Here is a 26,174-nt window from a genome sequence, read left to right as displayed (position 1 = left end):
CGATTGGCCTCAAAATTGCAGTTCATGCCAATGAATCGATAATTTGCGCCATCACTGGCGGCGGGGAACAAAAACATGTCATCTGCCCAGCAAACCGGCACGTCCGCGCAGATATTTGCTTCAATTCGTGCGTCTGTACTGCTGCCGCTCATCGAACAAATCGACCGGAAATCCGGCAAGGCAGATGTATTGCTTGCCCTTCATGGTCTTCTGCGCAGCCAGCTTGACGATCCCTATGCCATGATCCCCATGAACCGATATGTGGCGATTTTCGAAGATGCGGCATCGATCGTCGGAGATCCGACGATCGGCGCATTGCTTGGAACCCTGTTCAAGCCGAGCGATATCGGCCCGATCGGCGTGCTGTTTTCGATATCGAGCACGATCCGTACCGGCTTCGAACGATTGGCCAAATATGTGAACACTGTCCAGAGCGGCACCAATTCCGGTGTCTTTCAGGAAGACGGCAATCTGGTCTGGAGCTACCGCCTCGACGATCCCAGGCTCTGGCCGAGACGGCAGGACAGCGAGTTCACGCTGGCCGCGTCCTGCCAGCTCGTCCGTGCCTGCTTCGCACGCGGATGGAGACCCGTCGAAGTCCATTTTGAACATCGGGCGCCTCGCGATCCGACGACCTTGCAGCGGATTTTCCGGGCGCCCTTAAAATTCGGCGAGTCTGCCAATCGCATCGTGGTTTCGGCAGAAGACGCCCGCCGTGTCTACCGGCAGGAGCAGCCCGATCTGGCGGCGGTCCTGGAGCGCCATATCGCGGATCTGAGCGGCAAGTTGTTGCAGTCGGACTCGACCGTCGATCATGTGCGATCATTGATCGGGATCTATCTCGGACACAAACCCATCACGCTCGTCGGGCTTTCGCAGGAGCTCAGCCTTTCGCCGCGAACCTTGCAACGGCGGCTCTCCGAGCAGGGGACATCGTTGAGGGATCTGATGCGGCAATACCGCCAAAGTATCCTTACACTGCAGAGACAGAACGGCGCGGTCAGAATGAAAGAGCTTGCGCAAGTCCTGGGTTACGCGGACGAAACGGTGCTGTGGCGCGCCCGCAAACATTGGGAACGCATGCCGCAGGCGGCAAACAATGCTGCGGCGGATCCATAGGACCAGCCGCAACAATCAAGGGAATTCGGCCCGGCGCCCTCAACGGATGCTGAACGGGAAATATTTTGCGTTGATCGTGTCGTAGATGTCGTTAGCCTCGATCTCTGCAAGCGCAGCATTGAGCTTGTCCAGCAAAGGCTTGTCGGTCGGGCGCACGGCGATGCCGGCTCCGTCACCGAAATATTCGGTGTTCTTGATATCCTCGCCCTTGAATTCGCAGCAACCGCCCGCCTTGGTGTTTGCGAGCCAGTCGTAGACGGCGAGCTTGTCTTCCAGGATGATATCGACCTTGCCGTCGGCAAGGCCCTTGTAGAGATCCGGCGATGCCTGGAATACGGTCGTTTCGACGCCGCTGTAGAATTTCTTTGCGTAGGATTCCTGGGAAGTTGCTGCGGTCACGCCGAGCCGCAGTTTCTTCAGATCATCGGCTGACGTGCCGGCAATCTCGTCGTTTTTGCGCGCGATGAAGACCGTCGGGCTGTCATAATACTTCTCGGTGAAGGCAACCTTTTCTCGCCGCTCCGCGCTCATCGACATTGACGAGATGATCGCGTCATATTTGTTGTCGAGCAGGTTCGGGATCATCGCCGTCCATTCCTGGATGACAAATTCGCACTTCAATTTCGCGGTCTCGCAAAGGGCCTTGGCGATATCCACGTCGAATCCCTGAAGCTGATTATTGGAATCGACATAGTTGAACGGCGGAAATGCACCCTCGACGGCTATGCGGATGTTGTCGTTTTCGGCAGCCCGGACAATAGCGGGCTCAAAAATACTGACCGCAACAACGGCCGCACAGGCAAATGCGAAGAACTTCGAACGATAGAGAGATCCTAATCGCAACATATCAATCACCTTGATGTAGAGCTCGATCGCCAACCTTGCATCGGCAAGCGTTGCGCAATGAGCAGCCAATCACAAAACGATTAAAAAGCTCATCATTTTGGGCCATCAATTTTGATGCTGCTTGAAAAGCATTTTGTAAACAATCGCGGTCAGTATCAGGGCGCTCGGGAGAAGACTGCGTGCCTGCTGATCCGTCTTTAAGATTATTCGCTCACAGAGCGACCTGGACATCGTCCGGGTCGATACTGGTGCTGCTTGCCATCAGCGGCCTGGCAATTCTTGGCCTGGTGTTCCTGGCTGCTATCTGGGCCGGTAGGGAAAGCGACGCAGCCGCCCTCGATCGGCAGCGCCAACTCGTCAACAGCCGCCTCCTGGATCAGGTCAAGCGCGTATCGCAGGACATCCAGCTGATGGGCGCAGGCTATGCTTCGCTGCTGGTGGCGGATTCGGCGCCGACCGGCGGCAAGAGCGAGCGCGCAGGCACGACATCGGCCTCGACATTCGGCAAGATCGCGACAACGGTATTCGGCTACAATGCGGCATTCCTCGTGACCCCGGCAGGTGAGCTTGCGCTACAGTCCGATCCCGAAACGAAACGCCGCTTCAAATGGGTGCGACCGCTGCTTCAGCCGATGATCCAGGATCTGGAAGCAAGGAACCACGGTGCGCCGCAGGGGCCGAGTTCCGATCCGGAACCCAGCCGGGTGGAGCTGATGCGGCTTGAGGGCCGCCCTTCGGTCGCCGGCGTCGTTTCGGTCACGGGTTCTTCGAAAGTGGATCCGCAGGAAGGACATGACGGAAACAGGCTCTACCTCGTGGCGTTCCGCTTCCTCGACGGTGTCACGCTCGATACGCTAAGCCGCGAACAGGGTTTGGCCGGCGCTCGTTATGCCCGCACCGCGGACCAGGAACAGAATGAAGTTGCGTTCGAAATCGAGGCAACGGCATCTGGCGACCCGATCGGCTTCATCATCTGGAGGCCGGATCTGCCGGGCTCACGCGTCATCGGCCGGCTTGTTCCGGTGCTCTCCGTGGCCGGCCTTATCATCGCCGGCCTCTTCTTCGCCCTGATGGGCCGTTTGCGCGGCAGCCTCAGAGAACTCAGCGCGAGCGAACATCATGCACGGCATCTTTCACTGCATGACGTATTGACGGGCCTGCCGAACCGGGCGCTGTTTGCAGCCCGTTTCGAGCAATGCCTTGCGGCCATGAAATCGCCCGGCGAGCTCGCTGTCCTTGCCCTTGTCGACCTCGACAAATTCAAGGAAGTGAACGACATCCATGGGCATGCCGCCGGTGACGAGCTGCTGCGCGGCGCCGTCGACAGGATGAATGCTCTGATCGAACCAGGCGACACGCTTGCAAGGCTCGGCGGCGATGAATTCGCCCTGCTTCTTCCTGCTGTCAGGGAGGGCGACGATAGTTACATCCTCCTCTTCAACGCCATTATCGAGGCCCTGAGCAAGCCGTTCCAGCTTCGTGGCGGTGACGTCGTCGTCCGCATCGGATGCTCGATCGGCATCGCGGCCTTTCATGACGCGGCTGAGGCAACCAGCGAGATTTTGCGGCGTGCGGACGTCGCCCTTTATGAAGCCAAGACCAACGGGCGCGGCCGCCTGATCGAATATGATCCTTCGCTGGATCACCGGGTCGAGGCACGGGAAAACCTCAAGAACGATCTTCGCCTCGTGCTGGACGGTCGTACGTATATCCCCGATAGCGTCGAGAATGCGCATTCAGGTGATCCGGGCCATCTGGAGGTCTTCTTTCAGGGCGTGCATCGTGCTGACGCGCATGAAGAACTTTCGGGTGCAGAGGCCCTCGTGCGGTGGCGCCACCCCACCCTTGGGCTGCTGTCGCCGGACAAATTCATCCCGATCGCCGAGGAAGCCGGCATGATCGACCAGTTGGGCGAGTGGGTGTTGAGGAATGCAGCCAAGGCAGCCGCAGGCTGGCCAGCCGACATGTCGGTCGCCGTCAACGTCTCGCCCTCGCAAATCCGTCACCGGGACTTCGACGGCCACGTGCTGTCGATCCTGGCGGAAACCGGCCTGCCGCCATCGCGCCTCGAGCTGGAACTGACGGAAGCAGCCCTCTTCAACATCGACGAGACCGCGCAAGGGACACTCGGCAGGCTTCGGTCCCACGGGATCCGGATTGCGCTCGACGATTTCGGCACCGGCTTTTCTTCGCTCAGTCACCTCATTCAGTTCAATATCGACCGCATCAAGATCGACCGGTCCTTCGTGCGGTTGCTCGGAACACAGGCCGAGGGCGCCGCCATCGTTTCGGCGATCCTGGGCTTGAGCCGCACGCTTGGAAAAGCGACAACGGCGGAAGGCGTCGAGACGAGGGGGCAGAGAGATTTTCTCGTTGCTGCCGGCTGCAACGACTTGCAGGGCTTCCTGTTCTCCCGCCCCTTGCCTCCGGCTGATTTCCTGTCGTCATTGCCATCTGCCGAAGCCGCGCGGCCGCAGTCGGTTGTCGCATCGTCCCCGCGCGGCTGATCGTCCATTTCGACGGGCCGCTCTTACTGCCTTTTGCCTATCATCCAGACAAGGTATGGCGCGCCGGCGAAGGCCGCAAAGAGTCCCAACGGCAGTTCATAGGGAAAAGTGACAGTGCGGGCGCCGAGATCGGCGATCATCATCAGCACAGCGCCGATGACGGCGGAGGCGAGCAGGTTGCTGCCGGCCTTTTCGAAGCCGGCACGGTGGGCGATGTGCGGGGCCATCAGGCCGACAAAGCTCAAGGGGCCGACGAGCAGCGAAGCGGCAGCGGTCGCAATGCCTGCCGTCAGCACCATCAGCATGCGAGCACTGACAAGCGGTAAGCCAAGCGCAAGCGCGGTCGGCGCGCCAAGTGGCAGGATTGTCAGCCATCGCGTGAAGATCAGGCCGATTATCAGGATGACAATGGTGAGCCCGGCGAGGAACACAGCCGTTTGCGGCGTGGCGGCTGCAGCCGAGCCGCCGAGCCAGGAAAGGATCTGCCAGGCGCGCTGATCGCCGACGGCAAGAAGCGCACTCAGGATCGCCGACGAAAAGGCGCTGACGGAAATGCCTGCGAGCAGCAGGCGTTCAGGCGGCAGATGCCGGCGGGCGGCAAAGAGTGCCACGATGACAAGTACGACGATCGCGCCGCCGCCAGCGCCAAGAAAGAGGGCAGGCGCGCCGGCATTGGCGGAGAAGCTCAAGGCAACGGCATAACCGACGCCGGCCCCGCCGCTGACACCCAGCACCTCGGGGCTTGCCATCGGATTGCCGGTGAGGCGCTGCAGCATGGCGCCCGCCATGGCGAGCAGCCCGCCGGCCGCGGTCGATGCCACCAGCCGGGGCCAGCGGGCGGGAAAGAGTTCCCAGAAGAGATCGCCGCTCAGCAGCGTCCAACCTTCCGGCAGGCGCGCAACGCAGAGGGCCGCCCAGGCAAGCGGCGGCAGCAGGCAGGAGATGAGGACGAGGCGCGACAGCGGCGCGCGGGAGACGACGACGCTATCGGGCGGCTGCGGCGGCTCGACGGCCCGCACCTGCGGCAGCAGCCAGAGCAATAGCGGCCCGCCGATCAAGGCCGTCACCGATCCCGTCGGAAAGGTTTCGCCCGCCGAGGAGGCGACGAGCTGGACGATGCCATCGCAGAACCAGAGCAAGAGGCCGCCGGCAACAGGCGACAAAAGCAGGATGCTGCGCGTCGTGCGGATACCAAGCAGGCGCACCAGCGCCGGGGCGGCAAGGCCGACGAAGCTGACAAGCCCGACGACGGCGGCAACGCCGGCGCTCAGCGCCACGGCAAGGCTTGCAATAGCAATGCGTGTGCCGGCAAGTGCCACACCGAGCGAGCGGGCACTACTGTCGCCGAGGCCGAGCACGGTCAGCGGGCGCAGCAACAGGAGGGTGATGGCGAGGCCGAGCAGCAGTTCGAGGCCGAGGCTTACCGTCGCCGACCAGTCCTGCTGGCTGAGCGAACCGCCGTTCCAGGTCACCAATGACATCAGATATTCGCCCTGCGAGAGCGTCATCGCCGCCGATAGCGCATTGCAGGTAATGCCGACGAGCAGGCCGGAGACCACCATGGTGATGGGCTCGAAGCTGCGCCGCCAGCCGAGCAGGAAGACGATGGCGGTTGCCGCGGCCGCACCGGCAAGCGCAACAAGCCCGCGGTAGCCATCGAGCACCTCGGGGAAGAACAGTGTCGCAACGACGATCGCAAGCTGCGCGCCGGAGGAGACGCCGAGCGTCGAGGGATCGGCAATCGGGTTGCGCAGGAGGCGCTGCAAGAGGGCGCCGGCAAGCCCGAGGGCCGCACCGGCCAGAATCGCAATCGCCCCGCGCGGCAGGGCGGCGTAGGCGAAAATGATCTGCTGCGTCGTCATCTGCCCGGCATCGAAGGGCAAGGACGGCCAGTCGGCAAAAGGCAGATGGCTGAGTGCCGCCGACAGGAAGAGGCCGGCGGAGGCGAGAAGCGCGACGGCGAGTGCGGCGGGTCTCATCACGGCCTTTCCCCAGACGACAGCATCGCCGCCTTGAAAAGCCGCGTGAAGCGGGCGGCCGCCGAGATGCCGCCATAGGGATTGATATTGGAAAGCATCAGCACGCGGCCGGAGCGCACCGGCTGCAGCGATTGCCAGATCATGCTGTTCTTCAGGCCGTTGCGGGCTTCGACCGGGATATCGGAGATGATGACGATGCGCGCCTGAGGCTCTGCGGCGAGGTTTTCGATCGGCACCGGCGCGGCGAACGTATAGCGGGAACGGTCCGTCCAGGCATTCGGCAGGCCGAGCCGTGACAGGATATCGCCGAACATGCTGTCGGCGCCGAAAACGCGGACGTGCCTGCTATCACCGATATTGACGAGATAGGTCGGGCGCGCGGCAAAAGCCTGCAGGCTGAGGCGCGCCTCCTCGACAAGGGCTGCCTGTTCAGCCACGACTTCGCGGCCACGCTCTTCGAGGCCAAGCTCCTTTGCAAGTGCCGAAACGGCATCGATCGCCCTCTGATAGGGCGGCTCGCCCCTGTTATAGAAGGGCAGCGACAGGACCGGCGCAATCGCCCGAAAGCTCGCCTCGAACCTGACATAGAAGGGCGAAATCAGAATGAGGTCCGGACGCAGCAGGCGCAGGAGTTCGAGGTTCGGCGATCCGCGCAGGCCGAGATCGGCAACGCTCTCGGCCAGCATTGGCTCGACCGCATCCTTGCGGAACTGTACGAGTTCGGTCGCGGCGACTGGCATAATTCCGAGTGCCACAAGCGTTTCCAGCATGGCCCAGTCGATTGCTGCGACGCGCCTTGGCAGCGATTGGGACGCTTCCGCAAAGGCCTTGCCGGGAATTGCGAAAGCCGCCAGCAGGGTAAGCGCTTGCCGACGGCTGATGCCCCGTCCATATGCGTCTTGAAATTCACTCACCATTGAAAGGTCAGCTTACCCATCACCGTTCTGCCATCGCCATAGGTGCAGCCGAAGGAGCTGCAGCTTGCAACATAATCCTTGTCGGCAAGGTTCTTGAAGTTCAGCGAGGCGGTCACATTGTCCTTCTTGTAGTGCAGTGCTGCATCGAAGAGGGTCACGGCGTCAAGATCGAGCGTGTTCTTGGTATCTCCGTAGCGCTGGCCGACATAGCGCACGCCGCCGCCGAGACCGAAGCCTTCGAGCGCCGTATCCTCAGGGAAGGTGTAGTCGAGCCAGAGGCTGGCCGCATGCTCCGGCACATTGTCAGGGCGCTTGCCATCGTCGACACCGCCGACGATTTCTGCCTGCATGTAGGTGTAGGCGGCGCGCAGATCGAGCCCGTCGGTAAGGCTGGTAACGCCTTCCAGTTCGATGCCCTTGACCGCAACCTCGCCGATCTGACCGGTTCTCGTCGTGCCATCCGGCAGAGCGTAGGTCGCCAGTACGTTCTCCTGCTTCAGGTCGTAGGCGGCGACGGTGAAGAAGCCGTTCCAGCCCTCCGGCTGATATTTGACGCCCACCTCCACCTGCTCGCCCGTCGTCGGCTGGAGAATACCGCTCGTCGTGGAAACCGGCACCGGCTCGAAGGAGGTGGCGTAGCTGACATAGGGGGCGATGCCGTTGTCGAAGACATAGCTGAGGCCGGCCCGGCCGGTGAGCTTTTGATCGTCCTGATCGACAGGACGCGAAATGCCCGTCAGCCGGTTCGTCGATGTCCCATCGGTACTGGCCCAGTCCTGCCGAAGGGCTGCCGTTGCACGCCAGTTCTCATAGGCAAGCTCGTCTTGCACGTAGAGGCCGACCTGCGTCATCTGGGAATCGACATGGGTGCTGACCGTCGGGGCGATCAGCCTGACTGAGCCATAGACCGGATTGAAGGCATCGAGCGACGTGGCGCGCCAAAACTGCGTGCCGACATTGTTGCTGTAATAGCGATAGTCGAGACCAAACAGCATCTTGTGCTGGATCTCGCCGGTGTCGAATTCCGCAAGCAGGTTATTGTCGACGTTGAACGTATTCAGCAGCTCATCCTGGATGGTGGCATTGCGGTTGATCGTCCGGCCGCCGGTAAGGCCGATCGTCGACATGCCGAGTGCCTTATAATTCCAGTCGAAATTCTGGTAGCGCAGGTTCTGGCGGAAGGTCCAGGTATCGTTCAGGCGGTGTTCCAGCTCATAGCCGAGATTGGTCAACGTCCGGTCGGACGTATCGAAACTCTTGTCGCCGACGAAGAAATCCCGCGACAGGCGGTTGGCGCCCGTCGCATTGAGAGTGAGTGAAGGCGGCAGGCCGGATGGCGTGCTCGGATTGTCGTGCTGGATGCTGGTCAGGATCGTCAGCTTGGTATCGTCGTCCGGCTGCCAAGTGAGCGCCGGAGCGATGAAGTAGCGGTCATTGTCGAGTTCATCGACCTGCGCCGAGGCCGTCCTTGCAAGCCCTGTCAGACGATAGGCGAAATCGGAATTGCCGGGAATGATGTCGCCGAAATCGAAATAGGTGCCGTAGGTGTCGTAACTGCCGGCCTGAATGCCGACTTCGCCGAAGCGTTCGAAGACCGGCCGCTTGCTGATGAGATTGATCATGCCACCGGGATTGCCCTGGCCATACATGACAGAAGCCGGGCCGCGCAGCACTTCGATACGCTCGAGCTGATAGGGGTCGACCGCGGGCGCGCCTGCCGTGCGCATCATGCGCAACCCGTTCAGGAACTGCGCCTGGCGGCTGTCGAAACCGCGGATACGCGGCGAGTCGAAACGTGGGTCGGCGCCGTAGGGCTCGCCGACGACCCCGGGCACGTAATCGAGCGCCTGGCCGACGGTTTCGGCGTCCTGCGACTTCAGCTGGTCAGCCGTCAGCACCGAGATCGATTGTTGAGTCTCGATAAGCGGCGTGCCGGTCTTGGTCGCCGTAGCACTCGTCCTGGCAACGAAGCCCTTTACCGGCGCCGTCGGGTCCTCGCCCTTGGAGCCGCTGATGACGATCGGGGCGAGCGTCGTCGGATTGGCCTCTTGCGCGGTCGCCGGAAACAGCGGCGCCAGAAGCACGCTTGCCAGCGCTGTGGTCGAAGCAAATTTGAGGAGGTGAAGAGAACCAGTCATTGGGGGCTCGTTATATGCCGTAAAACTGGATTTTTCTAATCATGTTATTTTTCGAAGGTCCAATAAATGCGGCTCGAATTTTTTATAAGCGCGGGTTATGAAACCTGCCTGATGTCATAGATTTGAATTCTTCTAGGAGAACATGAGTGGCGCTGACCGACCCCGGCTTCGAACTCCGGCACTTGAGGTATTTCGTGACCCTGGTCGAAGAGCGGAATTTCGAACGTGCGGCTGCCAGGCTCGGCATCGCCCAGCCGGGTCTCAGCCAGCAGATCAGGAGCCTCGAAAAGATTGTCGGCACGCCGCTGCTCGATCGGAGCCGGCGCGGCGTGCAGCTCACGCATTCGGGCGAGACCCTGTTCCAGGAGGCCCGGAAAGTCCTGGCCCAGACTGAGGCGACGGTCGCCGCCATTAACCGCGCCGGGCGCGGCGAAAGCGGGCGCATCTCGATCGGCTATGTCGCGTCCGCCGCCTATTCCGGCGCGGTCGTCGGCTCGATCAGGGACTTCAAGCGCCACTATCCCCATGTCGAAGTCGAACTGCAGGAAATGGAGCTGCGCCAGCAGCTGCAGCGCATTGCCGACGGTCTGCTCGATTTCGGCTATATCCGCGCGCCGGCGCCGATACCGCCTAGCGTTTCCGTGCAAGTCGTGCTGCGCGAGCCGCTGGTTGCGATGGTCTCGGCGGATCATGAATTCTCAGAGCGCGCCATCGATACGCTCGCCCGACTGGCCGATAATACCTTCATCACGCCACGCCAACCGCCGGAAGTCGGCTTTCACCGCAACACGCTGCAGGCCTGCCGGGAGGCGGGCTTCGAACCCTCCGTCAAGGCCATCGCACACGACTTTACCGAAATCGCCGCCCTTGTCGGCATCGGCACCGGCATCGCTCTCGTGCCGCAATCGATGAGCCGCGTGGAACTGCCGGATATCCACTACCGGCCGCTTCAGAGCGTGACGGTGACGTCGGACGTGGCGATCGCCTACCGCAAGGGCGAAAGTTCGCCTGCCACCAAGGCTTTCATTGGCCGGTACCGGCAGAAGATCAGCCCTCCGGCATCCGGCGAGATGATAGTCAAAGCGCCGGTGTCTGGCGAACCATCGGACACGACCTTGTCTGCATTGCGCCGTTCGCCGCTCGTCGGGTCCGAACTTGATCTGTCGAGACCGGAAGAGGAAGGGCGTAAAGTCGATCTGTGACGCAGATCCATCTGTCATCCCACTTCAAAGCTTGGAATGAAGAACAAAGTGATCTGCATTATTTAAGGGAATTATCTACATGGAGCTGGCGATGGCCATCAACGTCAACAACGCAGAGGCGGATGCTCTGACGCGGGAGTTCGCCACCATGGCCGGGGTCAGTATTACTGATGCGATTGTGATCGCCATGAAAGAGGCTGTCGAACGTCGTACCAGTAGCGAGAGCCCGGCCGAGACTGCGGCCCGGCTCAGGAAGAAGCATGGCATTTCCCTGACACCCTCCTCCCGCAAGCCGCTTTCCCATGAGGTCATTGATTCCCCGTGGGACAAAGGCTGATGTTCATCGAGGTCTGCGCGATCATCGCCCTCCTGTCGGATGAACCGGAGGCCAAGCGGGTATCCGATGCGATCGCGGCGGCGCGCGACCCATTCACCTCTCCTGTCGCAATGCTCGAAGCGGCTTTGGGGCTCGCGCTACCCGACAAGTTTGGCTTGCCGCTTGATACAGTGGAAGCGCTGCTGATGGAATTTCTGGAGGCTCGCAGGATCGAGATCCGCGACCTTCCCCCGGCTCGTGAAACAACGCACCTCGCTCTTTCAGCTGCGCATCGATATCGCGCCAGCCGCAGAGGCCTTAACCTTGGCGACTGCCTCCACTACGCCTGTGCGAGGTACTATGACGTCCCAATTTTGGCGACCGATAACGAGTTTCGCGAGACCGATATCGAAACCGTTCCGTGATCTCTTCCCGATAGTTGGCCCGTAGGCCTTCGTGACTATCCGGCGCCCGGATAGCCCGATGCGGAAAGACGCAACTCACAGCTACTGCACAGCCAAGAAGAATTGGCCGCGGCCAACTTCTTCTCGACATGCATCGACCGACCTTTCGCGGCCGCCAGGATGCAGGGCATGGCCACGCGATCTGCTCCTCATGACAATTGCACGACACAATTGGAACAATGGTGGAAACGCTTGTAACCCGCCTGACATTGGGGCGCTCTAAAGAGGCGGCATCAGCATTGCCTGCCGCCGGAAACCTGCCGCGGGCCTTATTGGAGAGCGCCGGCATGAAAATCGTCCAGATCACCGACACGCATTTCAGCCCGTCGATACCGCATTTCAACGGCAACTGGCAGCCGCTTGCGGACTGGATCAACGGCAGCGGCGCGGATCTCGTCATCCATACCGGCGATCTTGCCGTCGATGGCGCCGACAAGGACGAGGATCTGACTTTCTGCATGGAGCTGATGCAGCAGGTGAAGATCCCGATGCTGATCGTTCCCGGCAATCACGATGTCGGCCATCTGCCGGGTTCGCTCCAGCCGGTCGATGCAACAAGGCTCAGCCGCTGGCGCAACCTCGTCGGCCCGGACTACTGGCTGGAGGATGCCGGCAACTGGCGCCTCATCGGCCTCGACAGCCTGCTGATGGGCATGGAGAATGACGAGCAGGAAACGCAATTCGCATGGTTGGAAAAGGCGCTTGCCGAGCGCGCCGGCCGACGGATCGCGATGTTTGCCCATAAGCCGCTTTTCGTCGATGCACCCGATGAAGGCGACACCGGCTACTGGAGCATCCGGCCGGCCCAGCGCCAGAGGCTCTATGATCTGATCGCCGCCCATGATGTCGCGCTCTACGCCAGCGGCCACCTGCACTGGGCCTGGAAGGGCCGTTTCAACGATACCTCGCTCACCTGGGGACCGTCCGCCGCCTTCATCATCGGCACGATGGAGCGAGAGATGCCGGGCGAGAAGCTTGTTGGAGCCGTGCTTCACGATCTCGGCGACGACGTCACGAGCGAGATCGTCCCTATATCAGGCATGGTGGCGCATGTGCTCGACGATGTGGTGGCCGAGGTCTATCCGCACGAGGCCCACAAGGTGCAGAAGGAGCCGGCGTAATGAGCGCGCTGACCCTTTCGGCCATTTCCAAATCCTATGGCGACAACGCCATTCTCAAAAACATCAGCCTCGATGTGCAGCCGGGCGAATTCATCGCCCTCGTTGGCCCCTCGGGCTGCGGCAAGAGCACGCTCTTGCGCATACTTGCCGGCCTCGACCATGCAGACGCCGGCGAGATCGTCATCGGCGGGCGGGAAATGTCCAATGTGGCGGCCGCAGACCGAAACATCGCCATGGTCTTCCAGTCCTACGCGCTCTATCCGCATCTGACTGCCGGCCAGAATATCGCCGTTCCGCTTGCCATGCGTCGGCTGAGCCGCATTCAGCGTCTTCCCTTCCTCGGCCCTGTCATGCCCGGCTACCGTGCCATTCGTTCCGGCATTTCCCGCGATGTGCAGGAAACGGCCAAAGCCCTGAAGATCGACCATCTCCTTGAGCGCAAGCCCGGCCAGATGTCGGGCGGCCAGCGGCAGCGCGTGGCGCTCGCCCGCGCCATGGTGCGCCATCCGAGCGTCTTCCTGATGGACGAACCGCTGTCGAACCTTGACGCCAACCTGCGCGTCCATGCGCGCGGCGAAATCGTCGAATTACATCGCCGCGCCGGCGTGCCGACCGTCTATGTCACCCATGATCAGGCCGAGGCGCTCTCCATGGCCGACCGCGTCGCCGTGATGATCGGCGGCCAGCTTTTGCAGCTGGCGCCGCCGCAGGTCATCTATGACGATCCCACCCATATCGAGGTCGCCCGCTTCGTCGGCCAGCCGCGCATCAATCTCTTACCGGCGCGCGCCAATGGCGGAACGATCGCCTTCGGCGATATCAGGCTCACGCTGGAAGAAGCCAATCCTGCCGGTCCCGACGTGACGATCGGCATCCGTCCGGAATTCGTGCGGCTTGCGGCGGAGGGCCAGACCTCTCTTCCCGGCCGCATCGAGCGTATGGAATTCCTCGGCTCCGAGGTGATCCTGTTCTGCCGACTGAATGCGATCGGCGAGACCGTACTTGCCAAGCTTACACCGGCCGATGCCGCGGGCCTTTCTGCCGGCATGCCCGTCACCCTCTCCTTTCAGCCCGACAAGGCCATGGTCTTTGCACCCGACGGCCGCCGGCTGCGCACTGCCGCACTTCCCGCCGATACCAGCAGGGAGAAGGCCCATGGCTAGCATTGCCGCAGGCGAGATCCGGTCGGTTGCACCATCCGTCAGGCATGAGCGACGCGAGGCACAGACGGCCTGGCTGCTGACGCTGCCAGCGATTATCCTGATCGTCCTCTTCGTGCTGCTGCCGATCGTCGCCGTCGTCTTCCTCGGCTTTACCGATTTCGAACTCGGCGCCGGCAAGTTCCGCTTCGTCGGCTTCGAGAACTATGCCGAGCTCTTTAGCGACCGCACCTTCCGCAAGTCCCTGTGGAACACCACGGTCTATACGGCGATCGTCGCACCCGTCTCGATCCTGCTCGGCCTTGGTGTGGCCATGCTGATCGAGAGCGAGGGCTGGGGAAAGAGCGTCTTCCGCACCGCCTATTTCCTCCCCGTCGTCTCGCTGATCGTCGCCATGGCAACCGTCTGGCAGTATCTCTTCCATCCGACGATCGGTCCGCTTAATGCGCTTATCGGTCTCGTCGGCCTGCCGAAGCCGAACTGGCTCGGTTCCTCGTCGACCGCCCTCTATAGCCTCTCGATCATCGGTGTGTGGCAGACGGTCGGCTTCAACATGGTGCTGTTCCTCGCCGGGCTGACGGCGATCCCGCGCGAGCTCTATGCCGCCGCCGAGATCGATGGCGCCAAATCCTCGCTCGACCGCTTCTTTCTCGTCACCTGGCCGATGCTCGGGCCGACGGCGCTCTTCGTCACCACGATCAGCGTCATCAATGCGGTAAAGACCTTCGAGACCGTCAAGACGCTGACGGATGGCGGCCCCAATCACGCCTCCGAAGTGCTTCTCTTCACCATCTATCAGGAGGGCTTCGTCTACATGAAGGTTGGCTATGCCTCGGCCATGACTGTGGTCTTCCTCGCCATTCTCGTGGTGATGATGTTCCTGCAATACCGCTTCCTCGACCGGCGGGTGCACTATTCATGAAGACGCGCTCCCGTTTCACCCTCGGCCGGCTCGTCCGCCTGGCGCTTTTGATCCTCGGCGCGGTCGTCTTCCTCGCGCCCTACATCTTCATGATATCGGCGGCCGGCAAGTCGCAGGACGATATCTTCACCGCAGCACTGTCGCTGATCCCGACGCATTTCTACTACGTGCAGAATTTTACCAAGGCGCTCGACAAGGTGGCGATGGGCACGCTTCTCTGGAACGGCGTGGTGGTCTGCGCGCTGATCTTTTTCTTCCAGGTGCTCGTCGCGATCCCCTGCGCCTACGCCATGGCGAAGCTGAAATTCCGCGCTGCCCGCATGATGATGGTGCTCGTGCTGCTCGGCCTCTTGGTGCCGATCCATGCGACAGCCCTTCCGCTCTATGTCGCCTTCGATAGCCTCTCGCTGCTCAACGGCTATACGGCGCTGGTCGCACCCTTCACCATCTCGGTCTTTGCGATCTTCCTGTTCCTGCAGTTCTTCCGCGCCATGCCGGACGACCTGATCCATGCTGCCCGCCTCGACGGCATGTCCGAACTCGGCATCGTCTCGCGCGTCATCGTGCCGAATGCCTGGCCGGCGGTCACGGCCTTCGCAATCTTTTCGGTCGTCGCCCATTGGAACGACCTCTACTGGCCGCTGATCGTCATCAGCAAGCCGGGTTACGCCACCCCGCCGCTCGGCCTGATGAACTTCCGCGCCGCGGAAGCCGGCGACGATTACGGCGCGCTGATGGCGGCCACCATCATCATCACCATTCCCCTCGTTGCGGCTTTCCTGCTGGCGCAGAAACGCTTCGTCGAGGGCATCACCATGACCGGTCTCAAAGGCTGACCGGCTGAACCCAGGAGAACGAGCGATGAAGCATTTCACCCAGTTCCTCGCAGCAGCGGCTCTGTCCGTGGCGGCAGCACTGCCGGCCCACGCCGAAACGACGCTGACGATCCACTACCCGATGCCGGGCTTCTTCAAGGACGTGATGGACACGATCTCGAAGAAGTTCATGGAAGAAAACCCTGATATCAAGATCCAGTTCGCCGCTCCCTCGGCGACCTATGAAGACGGTATCCAGCTGATCCTGCGCCAGGCCGGCACGTCTGAAATGCCCGACATCACCTTCATCGGCCTCAACCGCCTGCGCATGCTGAACGAACGCAATGTCGCCATCGACATGACGCCGCTCGTCCAGAAGGAAGGTAACATGGCCGAGCAGGGCTTTTCGGACACGATCCTGAAGCTCGCCCAGGTCAACGGCAAGCAGGTGGGCCTTGCTTTCGCCACCTCCAACCCGATCATGTATTACAATGCCGATCTCGTGAAGGCAGCCGGCGGCAATCCCGACACCCCGCCGAAGACCTGGGACGAAGTCATCGCGCTCGCCGGCAAGATCAAGGCGCTCGGCAACGGCGTCGACGGCATGGATTTCCGCTGGCAGGGCGACGACTGGATGTTCTCCGCCCTGCTCTTCGGTGCCGGCGGCAAGATGCTGAGCGACGACGAGCAGAAGGTGGCCTTCAACGGTCCGGAGGGCCAGAAAGCCGTCGAGCTGATCAGCCGCTTCGTCAAGGAAGGCGGCATGCCGGTCTTCACCAAGGCAGCAGGTGAACAGGCCTTCGCAGCCGGCAAGGTCGGCTTCGAATTCCAGACGACCGGCGCGCTCGTCAACACGATCAAGAATGTCGGCACCAAGTTCGATCTGCGCACCGCCCAGATCCCGCTGATCGATCCCGACAAGGGCCATCTGCCGACAGGCGGCAATGCCGTCGTCATCCTCGCCAAGGATGCCGCCAAGCAGGATGCCGCCTGGAAGTTCGCCAAGTTCGCGGCCGGCCCCTATGGCGCCTCCGTCGTCGTTCCCGGCACCGGTTATGTGCCGAACAACGAGCTTGCCGCCAAGTCCGCCGAATATCTCGGCGACTTCTACAAGAAGAACCCACTCTTCCAGGCTGGCCTCAGCCAGATGCCGCGGATGATCCCGTGGTATGCCTTCCCCGGCACCAATGGCGTCAAAGTCACCCAGACGATCGTCGACAATCTGTCACGCATCGTCGATGGTTCTGCTCAGCCGAAGGAAGCCCTCGACGACGCCGCCTCCGACGTCGAAGGCATGCTGCCGCGTAGCTAATTTTTGCAATTGGTCGCGGGTTAAGCCACCCGCGGTCTCGATCCGGAACCGCCGCATCCACGGGTTGTGGCGGTTTCTTCGTTTTGGAGGTTTCGCACCGTGCCGCCTGTCCGCAAGGCATGCGACAATTCCAGATGCCTCAGCGGTGCATCATTCTCGACGATATCGAGCAGCAACGATGCCGCCGTCGCCCCCATGCTGAGATCGGGCATTTCGATCGAAGTCAGCGTCGGATTGATGAGCTTGCCGATGGCGATGCCGTCGAAGCCGGCCACCGAGATATCGTCGGGAACACGCAAGCCCTCGCGATGGATGGCGCCGATGACGCCAAGCGCGATCAGATCGTTGGAGCCGATGATGGCGGTCGGGGAAAATGTCCGCAAGGCCTGGCCGAGATCCATCTGGTCATAGCCGCTGACGAAGGGCACTTCTACGGCCTCGAGCGGAGCCACGCCCGCTGCCTCCATCGTCTGCAGATAGCCGCGGTAGCGCAAAAGCGCACGGTCCGAGGCCTTGAAGCTGCCCGAGACATAAAGGATGCGCCGGTGGCCCATGGATAAGAGATGTTCGGTCATCCGGCAGCCGGCAGCGTAGTTGTTGACGGTGACGGCAGCTGGATATCGGGCCGTTGGAGAGCTGCCAAGCAGTACTGTCGGCGGCAAGTCCTGCGCCAATGCCGGGCTTGTCTCACCATTACAGACCGTCAGGATCAACCCGGTCGGCCGCTCCCCAAGCAGCCCTGCCACGGCATTGGCCTCCTGATCGGGATCGTAATTTGACTGGGCAATGAGAACGCTGTGGCCGGCGACCAGCATGCGGTTCTGGATGCCCGAGAGGGACGAAGCGAAAACCGGATTGGTCACGCTCGGCACCAGCACGCCGATAACAGGCCGGCGGCCGCTGCGGGAAGAGGATGCGGCCGCCCGATAGCCGACTTCGGCTGCAGCACGGCGCACGCGAAGTGCGGCCGCCTGGCTGACTGGACCGCTGAGGTTCAGCACGCGGCTTGCCGTCGCCATGGAACATCCGGCCCTTAGCGCAACCTGTTTCAACGTCGTCATCGCCGTCCTGTCCGTCTCCGTCGAGGTTTGCAGGCTCTTACGGGCGGATTGTCATGAAATGATGACGGCCAAAGGTCGATTTTGGTCTCAGCCGCGTTTGGGCTGACGGCCGAGGATCTGGCGCACGCCGTCCTTGGTGAAGGGCTGCGCCAATTGGCTGACGAAGCCGGGAGCGATCTGACCCTTGATGCCGATATCGGTCGAGGACGGGCGGTCGGGATTGAAATAGGTGCCGAACAGCTGGTCGAACAGCACGACATTCTCGCCGTAATTGGTATTGCCTTCGCGCAGATCCTTCGAATGGTGCCAGCGGTGAAGCCGGGGCGTCGAGAAGACGAAGTCGAAAAGGCCCGTCCGCATATCGACGTTGCAATGGGTCAGGATGCCGATGAAGGCCGTGACGGCACCAAGCCACCAGAAGACCTGCAGCGGGGCGCCGAGCAGGTAGAGCGGGATCTGGCTCAACGCGATCTTGAACAGGGAATCGATGACGTGGAAACGGCCGGTATTGATGACCCAGAGGCGGGTGACGCTGTGGTGCAGGGCATGGAAACGCCAGAAGAACAGCCGCTCGTGGGCGATGCGATGCGCCCAGTAGAGGCCGAATTCTGCGATGACGACGGCGAGGGCCGCCTGGAAGATCATCGGCCAGGATGCCGGCCAGAGGCTGAATTGCATGGCGGCAAGCGGCTGCAGCAGGGCTGCCGCAAGCATCGGAAAGATGACCCCGGCGAGAGCTGCCAGTTCGACGAGCCCCTTTGTCAGGACGGTGTGGGCAATATCGTTGGCCGTTTCACCATCTGCCTGGAGCCAGCGTTCTTCATAGGGAATGATACGCTCGAGCAGGAAGAGGAGCAGCACCGCGCCCGCATAGATTGCTGCAAATGCGACCATCGGATGCCCGCTTGCGAAGCCAAAATAGGCGCCCGTCAGACCGGAGAAAAACACCAGTGGCCAAGACAGATAGGCAAGAATGTACCTCGCGGCTGCGGCAGCTTTCAACGTCAATGTCATGTCCCCTCAGGAGCTCGCCGGCCTCAAGCGCGTTACCCAATTCCTCCCTTGATCGCGCGCCGCCCTCGCTGCACGGATCGATCCGGTAACGCCCCGGCCCGGTGTTCCCGCCACTCATGCCATTGATCGCGGCGGAATGCACGCCCGAGTTCTGCATGGCTGCGTGGAACATCCGGCAGAGCTCAGCAAATCTGGATGATCGGCAATCGCATCAGTCGTCACCAGATTGGCAGTATTTTTTGCACCCTTGTCACTCCGAGTGCGAACATAAACTTCCAAGGCTTGCGCTACGTCAATTTGAGGTGGGGGACGAACCGATTGCCAAATTGATTGATGTTAACCTTTGATTAACCATGGCTCCCTAGCCTTCAGGAGACGCAGCAACACTCTCCCGTAACTTTGTAGGAGGCCAAAATGTCGCTCGTAACCGTGCCCGGTAAGATCCGCCTTTGTGGCACTCATGCTGTTCTGGTCATGGCGGAAGGGAACCTGCATCAGGCCGTATGCATCGCGGGCGATGCCCTTCCTTCCTCTACTGGTGATATGATCCAGGGTCTCATCGAGAGGCTCGACCTGTACGAGGGTATCGCTGACCGCAAGTTCATGGACGGCGAACTGGCATATGACGGACGGGTCTGGATTACCTCATCGGACATCGATCCGCTGCCCCGCAAAACCGGCTTTGATAACCGCTGGCTCGCTCATTCGACCAGATCGTCGTCCGTAAACCAAATCGTCGCGGATTAACCTATTAATTAGTGAACGCTTGCATGAGTGGGCCGTAATGTTAGCTTCATCGCATCGATGAGGGTTGCGTATGACGATTGAAGAGCTGATCGATTTGCAGGAAGCGGGTTCACGAGCTCGAGTGCTCGGATTGAAGGCGCACGAGAACCCGTATCTCGAAGCTCACAGGATACCCATTGGTGACACCAGCGCCCTCGGCGATTGGCTTGCGCGACATGACGCGTGGAAATTCGGTTGGGAAGCAGAACACGCCAGCCGTGAAGGGCGGATTGCCACTCACGTCAAGGAACTGATTTCGTTTTCCAAACGGCCTGCGCTCGGCGCGTAATAGTGTTGCGGGTCGTGCGCCAACGACGAGTTCGCTCTCTTCTCAGCATCACAGCCGCGCAGTATCGAACTTCACTCAAGTGTTCAAAATCATCGGGCTGAGCGTAGGTTGGCTTGACGGAAGCCTGATAGGCTGGGCGATCCGCTTGACCATAAAATCCCTGTGAGCTTGAGGGCCGGATACGCCCCTCAGATATAAGGGAACGAGGATTCCGCCACGCATTCGTGTCTTGAGACTGTCGCCCGCCTTTGCCAGATTGGCGGCGGCGGCTTTGCGGCTGCCAGCAATAAGATCAAAGGGATTGGTCGATGAAACGCGATATTGAAATCACCACGGCTGACGGCGTTGCCAAGGCGTCACTTTTCCGCCCTGACGGCAGCGAGGACAAGGTTCTGCCCGGCATTCTCTACTATATGGATGCACTCGGACCGCGCGACGCAACCGACATCATGGGCGAGCGTCTGGCCAATGCCGGCTATATCGTGCTGCTGCCCGATCTCTTCTACCGGTTCGGCTCCTACGGCCCCTTCGACGGCACCTCCTTCGGCAACGAGACCTCGCGCGCCGAGATCATGAAGATGATCCGCGAAACGACGCAGGAGATGACGAAGAGGGACAGCGAAGCCTTCCTTGACATGCTCGAAGCCGAAGGCGTTTCCGGTCCGGTCGGCGCCGTCGGTTATTGCATGGGCGGCGGCCGGGCGCTGACGGCAGCGGCCACTTATGCCGACAGGATCGCGGCAGCTGCAAGTTTCCACGGCGGCAATCTGGCAAGCGAGGCGCCCGACAGCCCGCATCGCCTCGCCGGCGATATCAAGGCGCGCGTCTATGTTGGCGTTGCAGGCGTCGATGGCAGCTTCCCGCCCGAACAGTCCGCGCGGCTTGCCGAGGCGCTCCGAACGGGCGGCGTCGACCACATCATCGAGAACTATATCGGCATGTCGCATGGCTGGACCGTTCCCGATCGCGGCGAGACCTACAGCGAAAAAGGTTCTGAGCGGCACTGGAAGCGCCTGCTCGAACTTTTTGCAGAAACGCTGAGCTGAGATCAGCGAATGCGACCTCGCCCGGCCTCGGCGGGGTCTGCAAACGCTGCGACCTGCTATAACTTTGCTGACGTGATAGCGCGATCATGCCGGCCATCTGCGGTGCCCTACAGAACGGCACGCCGTTGCACTGAAGCAGGAAGGCGACATTAACCCATTGGGCTTGCACAGCGAATTATCTCGCCGCGTGGCGACAATACGCTTGGCCATCAGTTTGCCACGATGTGCCCTACCCTCCGCAGGCGTGTGCCCCAAACGAGAATTGGATTGATGATCAACTTCACGAAATCTGCCATCGGCATTCTGCTTGCCCTTGGCACTGTAGCCTCCACGTCGAGCATCGCGTCTGCGCAATATTACGAGGGTTACGACAGAGGCCCGCCGCCCCGTTTTGAACCTGACAGGGATTGGGGCAGGCCTCCCCCGCCGCCGCCCGGTTGGGGTCGTCCACCGCGCGGTGGCTGCGATCCCCGATGGGCAGAGGACAAGGCGCGTGATTTCGGCTTCCGCCGCGCTCGCGTCGTCGACGTCACGCCGCGGCGTGTGATCGTTCAGGGCTGGACACGGCGAGGTCCCGGCGAGATCAGCTTTGCCAATGTCCGCGGCTGCCCGGCGCTCCGATAGCGGCTTCCGGCCAATATGAAAAGCCCTCGGTCCGGTTTCCCGACCGAGGGCTTACGGACGAATTCTGTGCCTGGAATTAGAGCTCATTTATCACGGCCATGACTTTGTCCCCGCGTTTATATCCAGCACGAGGCGCCGCGATTTTTCACGCTCAGACTTCTGACGAAGCCGTGAACGGACCGTCATCCGATTGAATTTCACGCTGTCCGGCCTAACATCAGCTCGATGAGCGGATTGCGGGCGCGCACAGCGCAAAAGCGACTGATGGCCGAAAGCTTTGATGTGCCGCCCGGCGGTGGTGCATTCGTCTTGCCACGCATGGCTGTCGGCCTCTTCCTCACCGATCAGCCGGGCCACCGCATCGCCGTCGGATCAGACAGGCGAAAGCCCATTCCGCTTGCCGCGGGCGACGGTTGGATCCTGCCGGCAGGCACATCCGGCATCTGCGAATATGATGCGGCCCTCTCCTATCTGAAGCTCGAACTGACCGATGCATTGCTTGTCGATGTCGGCTTCGACCGGGCACAGGATGTAGGCCCGGTTGTCGGCCGCATCGATCCGCTGCTCGCAGAGTTGGCGCGCCAGGCGGTCTCGACGGCCGGGGAGCCGGCATCGCTCTATCGCGAGACGATGGAGCTCGCGCTTGCCGCCCATCTTGCGCATCTGCTGTCGTCGAGCACGGACGGGGCGGCAGCGGTCGATGACCGGCGCCTGCAGCGCGCCGTCGCCTATATCCATGATAATATCGCCGAAGAGCTGTCGCTGGACGAGATCGCTTCTGAGGCCGCGATCAGCCGATTCCATTTCGTGCGCGCTTTTCGGAAGGCTTTCGGCATATCGCCTTACCAATATGTCATCCACGAACGGATGGAGCGTGCAAAGATCCTCCTGAAGACAACGCGGCTACCAGTCGCGGAGGTCGCAGCCCGCGTTGGATACGACGACGTCTCCCGCTTCGGCCGGCATTTCCGGCGCCATGTCGGCACCACACCAGCCGCCTTCCGAATGGACTGACAGCCACAAAGCGCAAGAAATACCCACCCATCGCCAAGAATGGCTCCAGCTGCCGGCACTCATCCCTGCCAAATTCCCTTCGACCGCAATGAGGAGCGGATGGAGGATTTGCGATGAGACGCCTTGCTCTTTTGACGATCGGTGCGGCACTGATGAGCGCGAACGCCTTTGCGGCCGATATTAAGACGCGGCAGGTCTCCTTCGAGAACGAGGGAACGACACTCGCCGGCACGCTCTATCTGCCAGCCGATTTCCGGCCCGGAGCAAAGCGCCCCGGCGTGCTCGTCACCGGTGCCTGGACGTCGATCAAAGAGCAGATGTCGGGCCTCTATGCCCGCGAGATGGCCGAACGAGGCTTCGTGGCGCTCGCCTTCGATTTCCGCGGCTGGGGACAATCGGGCGGGAATATCCGCTTCAAGGAAGACCCAGCCGCCAAGACCGAGGATATTTCGGCCGCCGCTGACTATCTGGCCAGCCTGCCGGAGATCGATGCGTCCAGGATCGCCGGTCTCGGCATTTGTGCGTCGGCTGGCTATATGGCGGCGGCCGCGACCGGGAATGCCCATTTCCGGAGCGTGTCGCTGGTCGCTCCCTGGCTGCACAATGGCGGCATCGTCGAGCAGGTCTATGGCGGCAAGGATGGCGTCGACAGGCTGATCGCGCTGTCACGCCGGGCCGAAGAGGCCGAACGGAACGGTGAGCCGCAGCTCATCACGGCCGCCAGCATGACGGACAAGACTGCGCTCATGTACCAGATCCCCTATTACACCGAGACCGGCCGCGGGCTGATCCGCGAATATGACAACCGGTTCAACCTCGCCTCCTGGGAGCCATGGCTGACCTATAATTCCGTCGCGATCGGCAACCGCCTCGACAAGCCGCTGCTGATCGTTCATTCGGAGGCGGCCGCCGTGCCGCAGGGCGCCCATGCCTTCCTTTCGCTTTTGACGGGTGACGCCTCCGAGTTGTGGCTCGACAATGTCAGCCAGTTCGATTTCTACGACAATCCCGAGGATGTCTCGCGTGCTGCCGATGCCGCGGCTCAGCATTTCCGGCGCTTCAACAAGCCCTGACCGGACCGTCCTCAAGCCTGCCCTTCAAGGAGAGACCAATGAAACGCCTGACCCTGATGACGGCGATCTGCGCCCCTTTGCCTGCCCCGTTATAGCAGGCGCCGAGCCGATCGACATCGACGACCGCATGGCTATCATCGATACGATCACCAATATCGCCGCCGGCGCTGACCGGCACCAGTGGAGCCGTGTGCGCGGCGCTTTCGCCGATCAGGTGATGCTCGATTATACCAGCCTCTGGGGCGGGCAAGCGACAAGCCAGAGCGCCGACGAGATCGTTGCCCAATGGTCGGGCTTCCTGCCGGGCTTCGAACGGACGCTGCATCTCGTCACCAATCACGCGATCGTCGCGGCCGGCGATAGGGCGGCAACAGCCGAGGCCGATTTCCAGGCGGTTCATCGCATCGATGCCGAAACCTGGACGCTGATGGGCCACTATTGCTACGAACTCGCCAAATACGACGGCGCCTGGAAGGTCACGCGGCTGGTGATGACGCCGACGCATGAAACCGGCGACCGCAGCCTGGTGAACCGTGCCGCGGAGCGTGCCAAGGCTTCCCGCTGAGCAATCCCTCTCGACCCATGGAGATCGACATGCGCATTTCACAGGCTCTCACCATCTCGCTCGCGCTGTTTTCCGCGGGCGCGTCCATGGCCGCCAGTCCCGATGAGAACAAGCAGGTGGTTGCCGATTATTACGCCGCTTATGCGAGCGGCGACATGAACCGTGTCGCCGGCTTCTTTGCCGATGATATCGAATGGCACATTCCCGGCCATCATCCACTTGCCGGTACCAAACGCGGCAGGAACGAAGTCGTCGCCTTCTTCAGGGAACTCGGAAAGTCCGGCTTCCGCGCCGAACTCATTGCGCTAATGGCCGACGAGAACTGGGTGGTCGACATGCATCGCGGCTGGTCCAACCGCGAAGGCGGGACCAATGTCGATACAATCTGGGTGCTCGCCTTCCGCATTGAGGACGGCAGGATCCGGGAAGCCCGCAACTTCGCCTTCGACCAGGCCGCCGCCGACAGTTTCTTCTGGCAGGCCTATCCGCTGAAACCGCTGCCGGAGAGGCTGGCAGAGTAGGACGGGCGAAGGGCAGGCCTACCCGCGGTCATGCCGTAGAGGGGGCTGCAGACGATCCGCCGCCACACCCGGCCCGCCCTTGCCGGATCAAAAAGACCCTGTCCGGCAAAAGTCCAGAAGGAACCATTTTATCCTCCGTGATTTAAACAGCATGATCAAATCCATGCTCATTTGCGGCTTCATTTCGCTTTCAATCCACGGTGTCGGGAACGCCCAGTCCCTTGCGGCTCAAACCATCAATGACGCGTCGATTGATGCCATCTCCTCGGGCCCTCCGAGTGAAAGATCAACGACGCCGGATCCAGCCATCATTCATCTGCAGGTTCTGCTCGATCGCGCCGGCGCGTCGCCCGGAGTGATAGACGGCTTCTACGGCGAAAACGTCGTAAAGGCGATCGCTGGCTTCGAGATCATGCAACGCCTTCCGGTCGATGGAAAACCCGACCCGCAGATGCTCTCCCGGCTCCAGGACGATCGGAAGGTTATCGGTCCCTATGTGATTGCGCAGGATGATGCCGCAGATCTCGTCGAGGACATTCCGAAGGATTACGCAAAGCAGGCAAGGATGACGCATCTCGGCTACACAAGCGTCGCCGAGCGGCTGTCCGAGCGCTTTCATATGGACATCGACCTGCTGAAAGCACTGAACCCTGGCGCCCAATTCGCCCTCGGCGAAACGATTTCCGTTGCGGTCATCGGTACGCAAAGAATGGGGAAGGCCAAGCGTATCGAGGTCCGCAGGAAAAGTGGCGAGGTGCTGGCCTTTGCTGACGATGGATCTGCTCTCGCGGTCTACCCGGCGACAATCGGCAGCGACGACAACCCCTCGCCTGCAGGCCGGCACAAGGTAAACGGTGTCGCTCGCAATCCCAAATACATCTATAATCCCAAAGTAAATTTTCAGCAGGGCCATAACAAGAAGCTGCTAGAATTGCCGAGCGGGCCCAACAACCCGGTCGGGACGGTCTGGATAGATCTTTCCGAGCCGACCTACGGCATTCATGGATCGCCGGAGCCTTCGCTGATCGACAAGGCTGGTTCGCACGGCTGCGTGCGGCTGACCAACTGGGATGTCGAGGAACTTGCCAGCATGGTCAAGCCCGGCGTCATCGTCGACTTCGTCGACTGAACGATCCTCCGACCGAACGGACGCATAGACGAACACTTCGACGGGATCCTTGCTCTGCGTATGTCCACCCGGTCGTATAGCCTGCGTTGACACAGAAAGCGGATGCAGCAATTGAACCGCGGCGATAATCGCGGATCATGCCTTCAAGGGCAGGACTTCCGCTGCGGGCGACAGCCATAAGTGCCGCTTCTCCGCCGCCGTCACGGGCAAGTAGCGACATGCCATTCTGCAGCG

The 26,174-nt window shown here is 61.4% G+C and carries 24 protein-coding genes and 1 pseudogene; 19 read left to right on the top strand and 6 right to left on the bottom strand.

Annotated elements, in window-relative coordinates; all coding sequences use genetic code 11:
* Positions 1-75: 75 nt before the first annotated feature.
* Complete coding sequence (locus ACR9ZQ_RS39250) at positions 76-1,119, top strand: AraC family transcriptional regulator (RefSeq protein WP_481430610.1); 1,044 nt, start codon at positions 76-78, stop codon at positions 1,117-1,119.
* Positions 1,120-1,158: 39 nt separating this feature from the next.
* On the opposite strand, the gene ACR9ZQ_RS39245 is transcribed toward ACR9ZQ_RS39250, so the two are convergent.
* Positions 1,159-1,965: a transporter substrate-binding domain-containing protein gene (locus ACR9ZQ_RS39245; protein WP_481430609.1), complete on the bottom strand. Its 807-nt coding sequence runs from the start codon at positions 1,963-1,965 to the stop codon at positions 1,159-1,161.
* Positions 1,966-2,144: 179 nt separating this feature from the next.
* On the opposite strand from ACR9ZQ_RS39245, the gene ACR9ZQ_RS39240 reads away from it, so the two are divergent.
* Positions 2,145-4,472, top strand: coding sequence for a putative bifunctional diguanylate cyclase/phosphodiesterase (locus tag ACR9ZQ_RS39240; RefSeq protein WP_481430608.1), 2,328 nt, complete (start codon positions 2,145-2,147; stop codon positions 4,470-4,472).
* A 23-nt stretch (positions 4,473-4,495) separates the two neighbouring features.
* Here ACR9ZQ_RS39240 and fhuB read toward each other — a convergent pair whose 3' ends face one another.
* From fhuB to ACR9ZQ_RS39225, 3 genes are read right to left on the bottom strand one after another with little or no spacing between them, the layout of a single operon-like run.
* Positions 4,496-6,451: a Fe(3+)-hydroxamate ABC transporter permease FhuB gene (gene fhuB / locus ACR9ZQ_RS39235; protein WP_481430607.1), complete on the bottom strand. Its 1,956-nt coding sequence runs from the start codon at positions 6,449-6,451 to the stop codon at positions 4,496-4,498.
* Entirely contained in the window at positions 6,451-7,368 is a 918-nt protein-coding gene (locus tag ACR9ZQ_RS39230; protein ID WP_481430606.1) for an iron-siderophore ABC transporter substrate-binding protein, read from the bottom strand. The genes fhuB and ACR9ZQ_RS39230 overlap by 1 nt, the downstream gene beginning before the upstream one ends.
* The gene (locus ACR9ZQ_RS39225; RefSeq protein WP_481430605.1) at positions 7,362-9,506 is read right to left on the bottom strand and encodes a TonB-dependent siderophore receptor; all 2,145 of its coding nucleotides are present in this window, start codon (positions 9,504-9,506) and stop codon (positions 7,362-7,364) included. The genes ACR9ZQ_RS39230 and ACR9ZQ_RS39225 overlap by 7 nt, the downstream gene beginning before the upstream one ends.
* A 146-nt stretch (positions 9,507-9,652) precedes the next feature.
* On the opposite strand from ACR9ZQ_RS39225, the pseudogene ACR9ZQ_RS39220 reads away from it, so the two are divergent.
* The 8 genes and pseudogenes from ACR9ZQ_RS39220 to ACR9ZQ_RS39185 all read left to right on the top strand — a co-directional run.
* A pseudogene (locus ACR9ZQ_RS39220) lies at positions 9,653-10,549 on the top strand (LysR substrate-binding domain-containing protein); the annotation flags it as partial.
* A 250-nt stretch (positions 10,550-10,799) separates the two neighbouring features.
* Positions 10,800-11,045, top strand: a complete 246-nt coding sequence (locus ACR9ZQ_RS39215) for a type II toxin-antitoxin system VapB family antitoxin (protein WP_481430604.1) — start codon at positions 10,800-10,802, stop codon at positions 11,043-11,045.
* Positions 11,045-11,449 (top strand): type II toxin-antitoxin system VapC family toxin, encoded by a 405-nt coding sequence (locus ACR9ZQ_RS39210; protein WP_481430603.1) that lies wholly within the window; start codon positions 11,045-11,047, stop codon positions 11,447-11,449. Before ACR9ZQ_RS39215 ends, ACR9ZQ_RS39210 begins: the two co-directional genes overlap by 1 nt.
* Before the next feature lie 326 nt (positions 11,450-11,775).
* Positions 11,776-12,609 (top strand): metallophosphoesterase family protein, encoded by an 834-nt coding sequence (locus tag ACR9ZQ_RS39205; protein WP_481430602.1) that lies wholly within the window; start codon positions 11,776-11,778, stop codon positions 12,607-12,609.
* Positions 12,609-13,772 (top strand): ABC transporter ATP-binding protein, encoded by a 1,164-nt coding sequence (locus ACR9ZQ_RS39200; RefSeq protein WP_481430601.1) that lies wholly within the window; start codon positions 12,609-12,611, stop codon positions 13,770-13,772. Before ACR9ZQ_RS39205 ends, ACR9ZQ_RS39200 begins: the two co-directional genes overlap by 1 nt.
* Positions 13,765-14,691 carry a carbohydrate ABC transporter permease gene (locus ACR9ZQ_RS39195; RefSeq protein WP_310380261.1) on the top strand — a complete coding sequence of 309 codons (927 nt, stop codon included), beginning with the start codon at positions 13,765-13,767 and terminating at the stop codon, positions 14,689-14,691. The genes ACR9ZQ_RS39200 and ACR9ZQ_RS39195 overlap by 8 nt, the downstream gene beginning before the upstream one ends.
* Complete coding sequence (locus ACR9ZQ_RS39190; RefSeq protein ID WP_310380259.1) at positions 14,688-15,527, top strand: carbohydrate ABC transporter permease; 840 nt, start codon at positions 14,688-14,690, stop codon at positions 15,525-15,527. Before ACR9ZQ_RS39195 ends, ACR9ZQ_RS39190 begins: the two co-directional genes overlap by 4 nt.
* A 25-nt stretch (positions 15,528-15,552) precedes the next feature.
* Positions 15,553-16,818 (top strand): ABC transporter substrate-binding protein, encoded by a 1,266-nt coding sequence (locus ACR9ZQ_RS39185; protein ID WP_481430600.1) that lies wholly within the window; start codon positions 15,553-15,555, stop codon positions 16,816-16,818.
* A 20-nt stretch (positions 16,819-16,838) separates the two neighbouring features.
* Here the strand turns inward: ACR9ZQ_RS39185 and ACR9ZQ_RS39180 are convergent, their stop codons facing one another.
* The gene (locus ACR9ZQ_RS39180) at positions 16,839-17,879 is read right to left on the bottom strand and encodes a substrate-binding domain-containing protein (protein ID WP_481430599.1); all 1,041 of its coding nucleotides are present in this window, start codon (positions 17,877-17,879) and stop codon (positions 16,839-16,841) included.
* An 87-nt stretch (positions 17,880-17,966) separates the two neighbouring features.
* Positions 17,967-18,893, bottom strand: coding sequence for an ornithine lipid hydroxylase OlsE (gene olsE, locus ACR9ZQ_RS39175; protein WP_481430598.1), 927 nt, complete (start codon positions 18,891-18,893; stop codon positions 17,967-17,969).
* Between the two features lie 414 nt (positions 18,894-19,307).
* Here olsE and ACR9ZQ_RS39170 point away from each other — a divergent pair, with 414 nt between their 5' ends.
* The 9 genes from ACR9ZQ_RS39170 to ACR9ZQ_RS39130 all read left to right on the top strand — a co-directional run bounded on the left by ACR9ZQ_RS39170 (position 19,308) and on the right by ACR9ZQ_RS39130 (position 25,940).
* Positions 19,308-19,640, top strand: a complete 333-nt coding sequence (locus tag ACR9ZQ_RS39170) for a hypothetical protein (RefSeq protein WP_481430597.1) — start codon at positions 19,308-19,310, stop codon at positions 19,638-19,640.
* Between the two features lie 70 nt (positions 19,641-19,710).
* A complete protein-coding gene (locus tag ACR9ZQ_RS39165) occupies positions 19,711-19,968 on the top strand; it encodes a CrpP-related protein (protein WP_113320266.1) in 258 nt (85 codons plus the stop codon).
* A gap of 308 nt (positions 19,969-20,276) precedes the next feature.
* A complete protein-coding gene (locus tag ACR9ZQ_RS39160; protein WP_310380247.1) occupies positions 20,277-21,014 on the top strand; it encodes a dienelactone hydrolase family protein in 738 nt (245 codons plus the stop codon).
* Between the two features lie 270 nt (positions 21,015-21,284).
* Positions 21,285-21,638: a hypothetical protein gene (locus ACR9ZQ_RS39155; RefSeq protein ID WP_481430596.1), complete on the top strand. Its 354-nt coding sequence runs from the start codon at positions 21,285-21,287 to the stop codon at positions 21,636-21,638.
* A 264-nt stretch (positions 21,639-21,902) separates the two neighbouring features.
* The gene (locus ACR9ZQ_RS39150) at positions 21,903-22,652 is read left to right on the top strand and encodes a helix-turn-helix domain-containing protein (RefSeq protein ID WP_481430595.1); all 750 of its coding nucleotides are present in this window, start codon (positions 21,903-21,905) and stop codon (positions 22,650-22,652) included.
* Between the two features lie 113 nt (positions 22,653-22,765).
* Positions 22,766-23,725, top strand: coding sequence for an alpha/beta hydrolase (locus ACR9ZQ_RS39145; RefSeq protein ID WP_481430594.1), 960 nt, complete (start codon positions 22,766-22,768; stop codon positions 23,723-23,725).
* Positions 23,685-24,290: a nuclear transport factor 2 family protein gene (locus tag ACR9ZQ_RS39140; RefSeq protein WP_481430999.1), complete on the top strand. Its 606-nt coding sequence runs from the start codon at positions 23,685-23,687 to the stop codon at positions 24,288-24,290. The genes ACR9ZQ_RS39145 and ACR9ZQ_RS39140 overlap by 41 nt, the downstream gene beginning before the upstream one ends.
* Before the next feature lie 29 nt (positions 24,291-24,319).
* Positions 24,320-24,811, top strand: a complete 492-nt coding sequence (locus tag ACR9ZQ_RS39135) for a nuclear transport factor 2 family protein (RefSeq protein WP_481430593.1) — start codon at positions 24,320-24,322, stop codon at positions 24,809-24,811.
* A 151-nt stretch (positions 24,812-24,962) separates the two neighbouring features.
* Positions 24,963-25,940, top strand: a complete 978-nt coding sequence (locus ACR9ZQ_RS39130; RefSeq protein ID WP_481430592.1) for a L,D-transpeptidase family protein — start codon at positions 24,963-24,965, stop codon at positions 25,938-25,940.
* Positions 25,941-26,174 lie beyond the last annotated feature (234 nt).

It is taken from the genome of Rhizobium sp. KNZ14-9A (assembly GCF_056755015.1).
The sequence above is the reverse complement of the archived record's forward strand: the minus strand, read 5'-3'. Positions and strand labels throughout refer to the sequence as shown.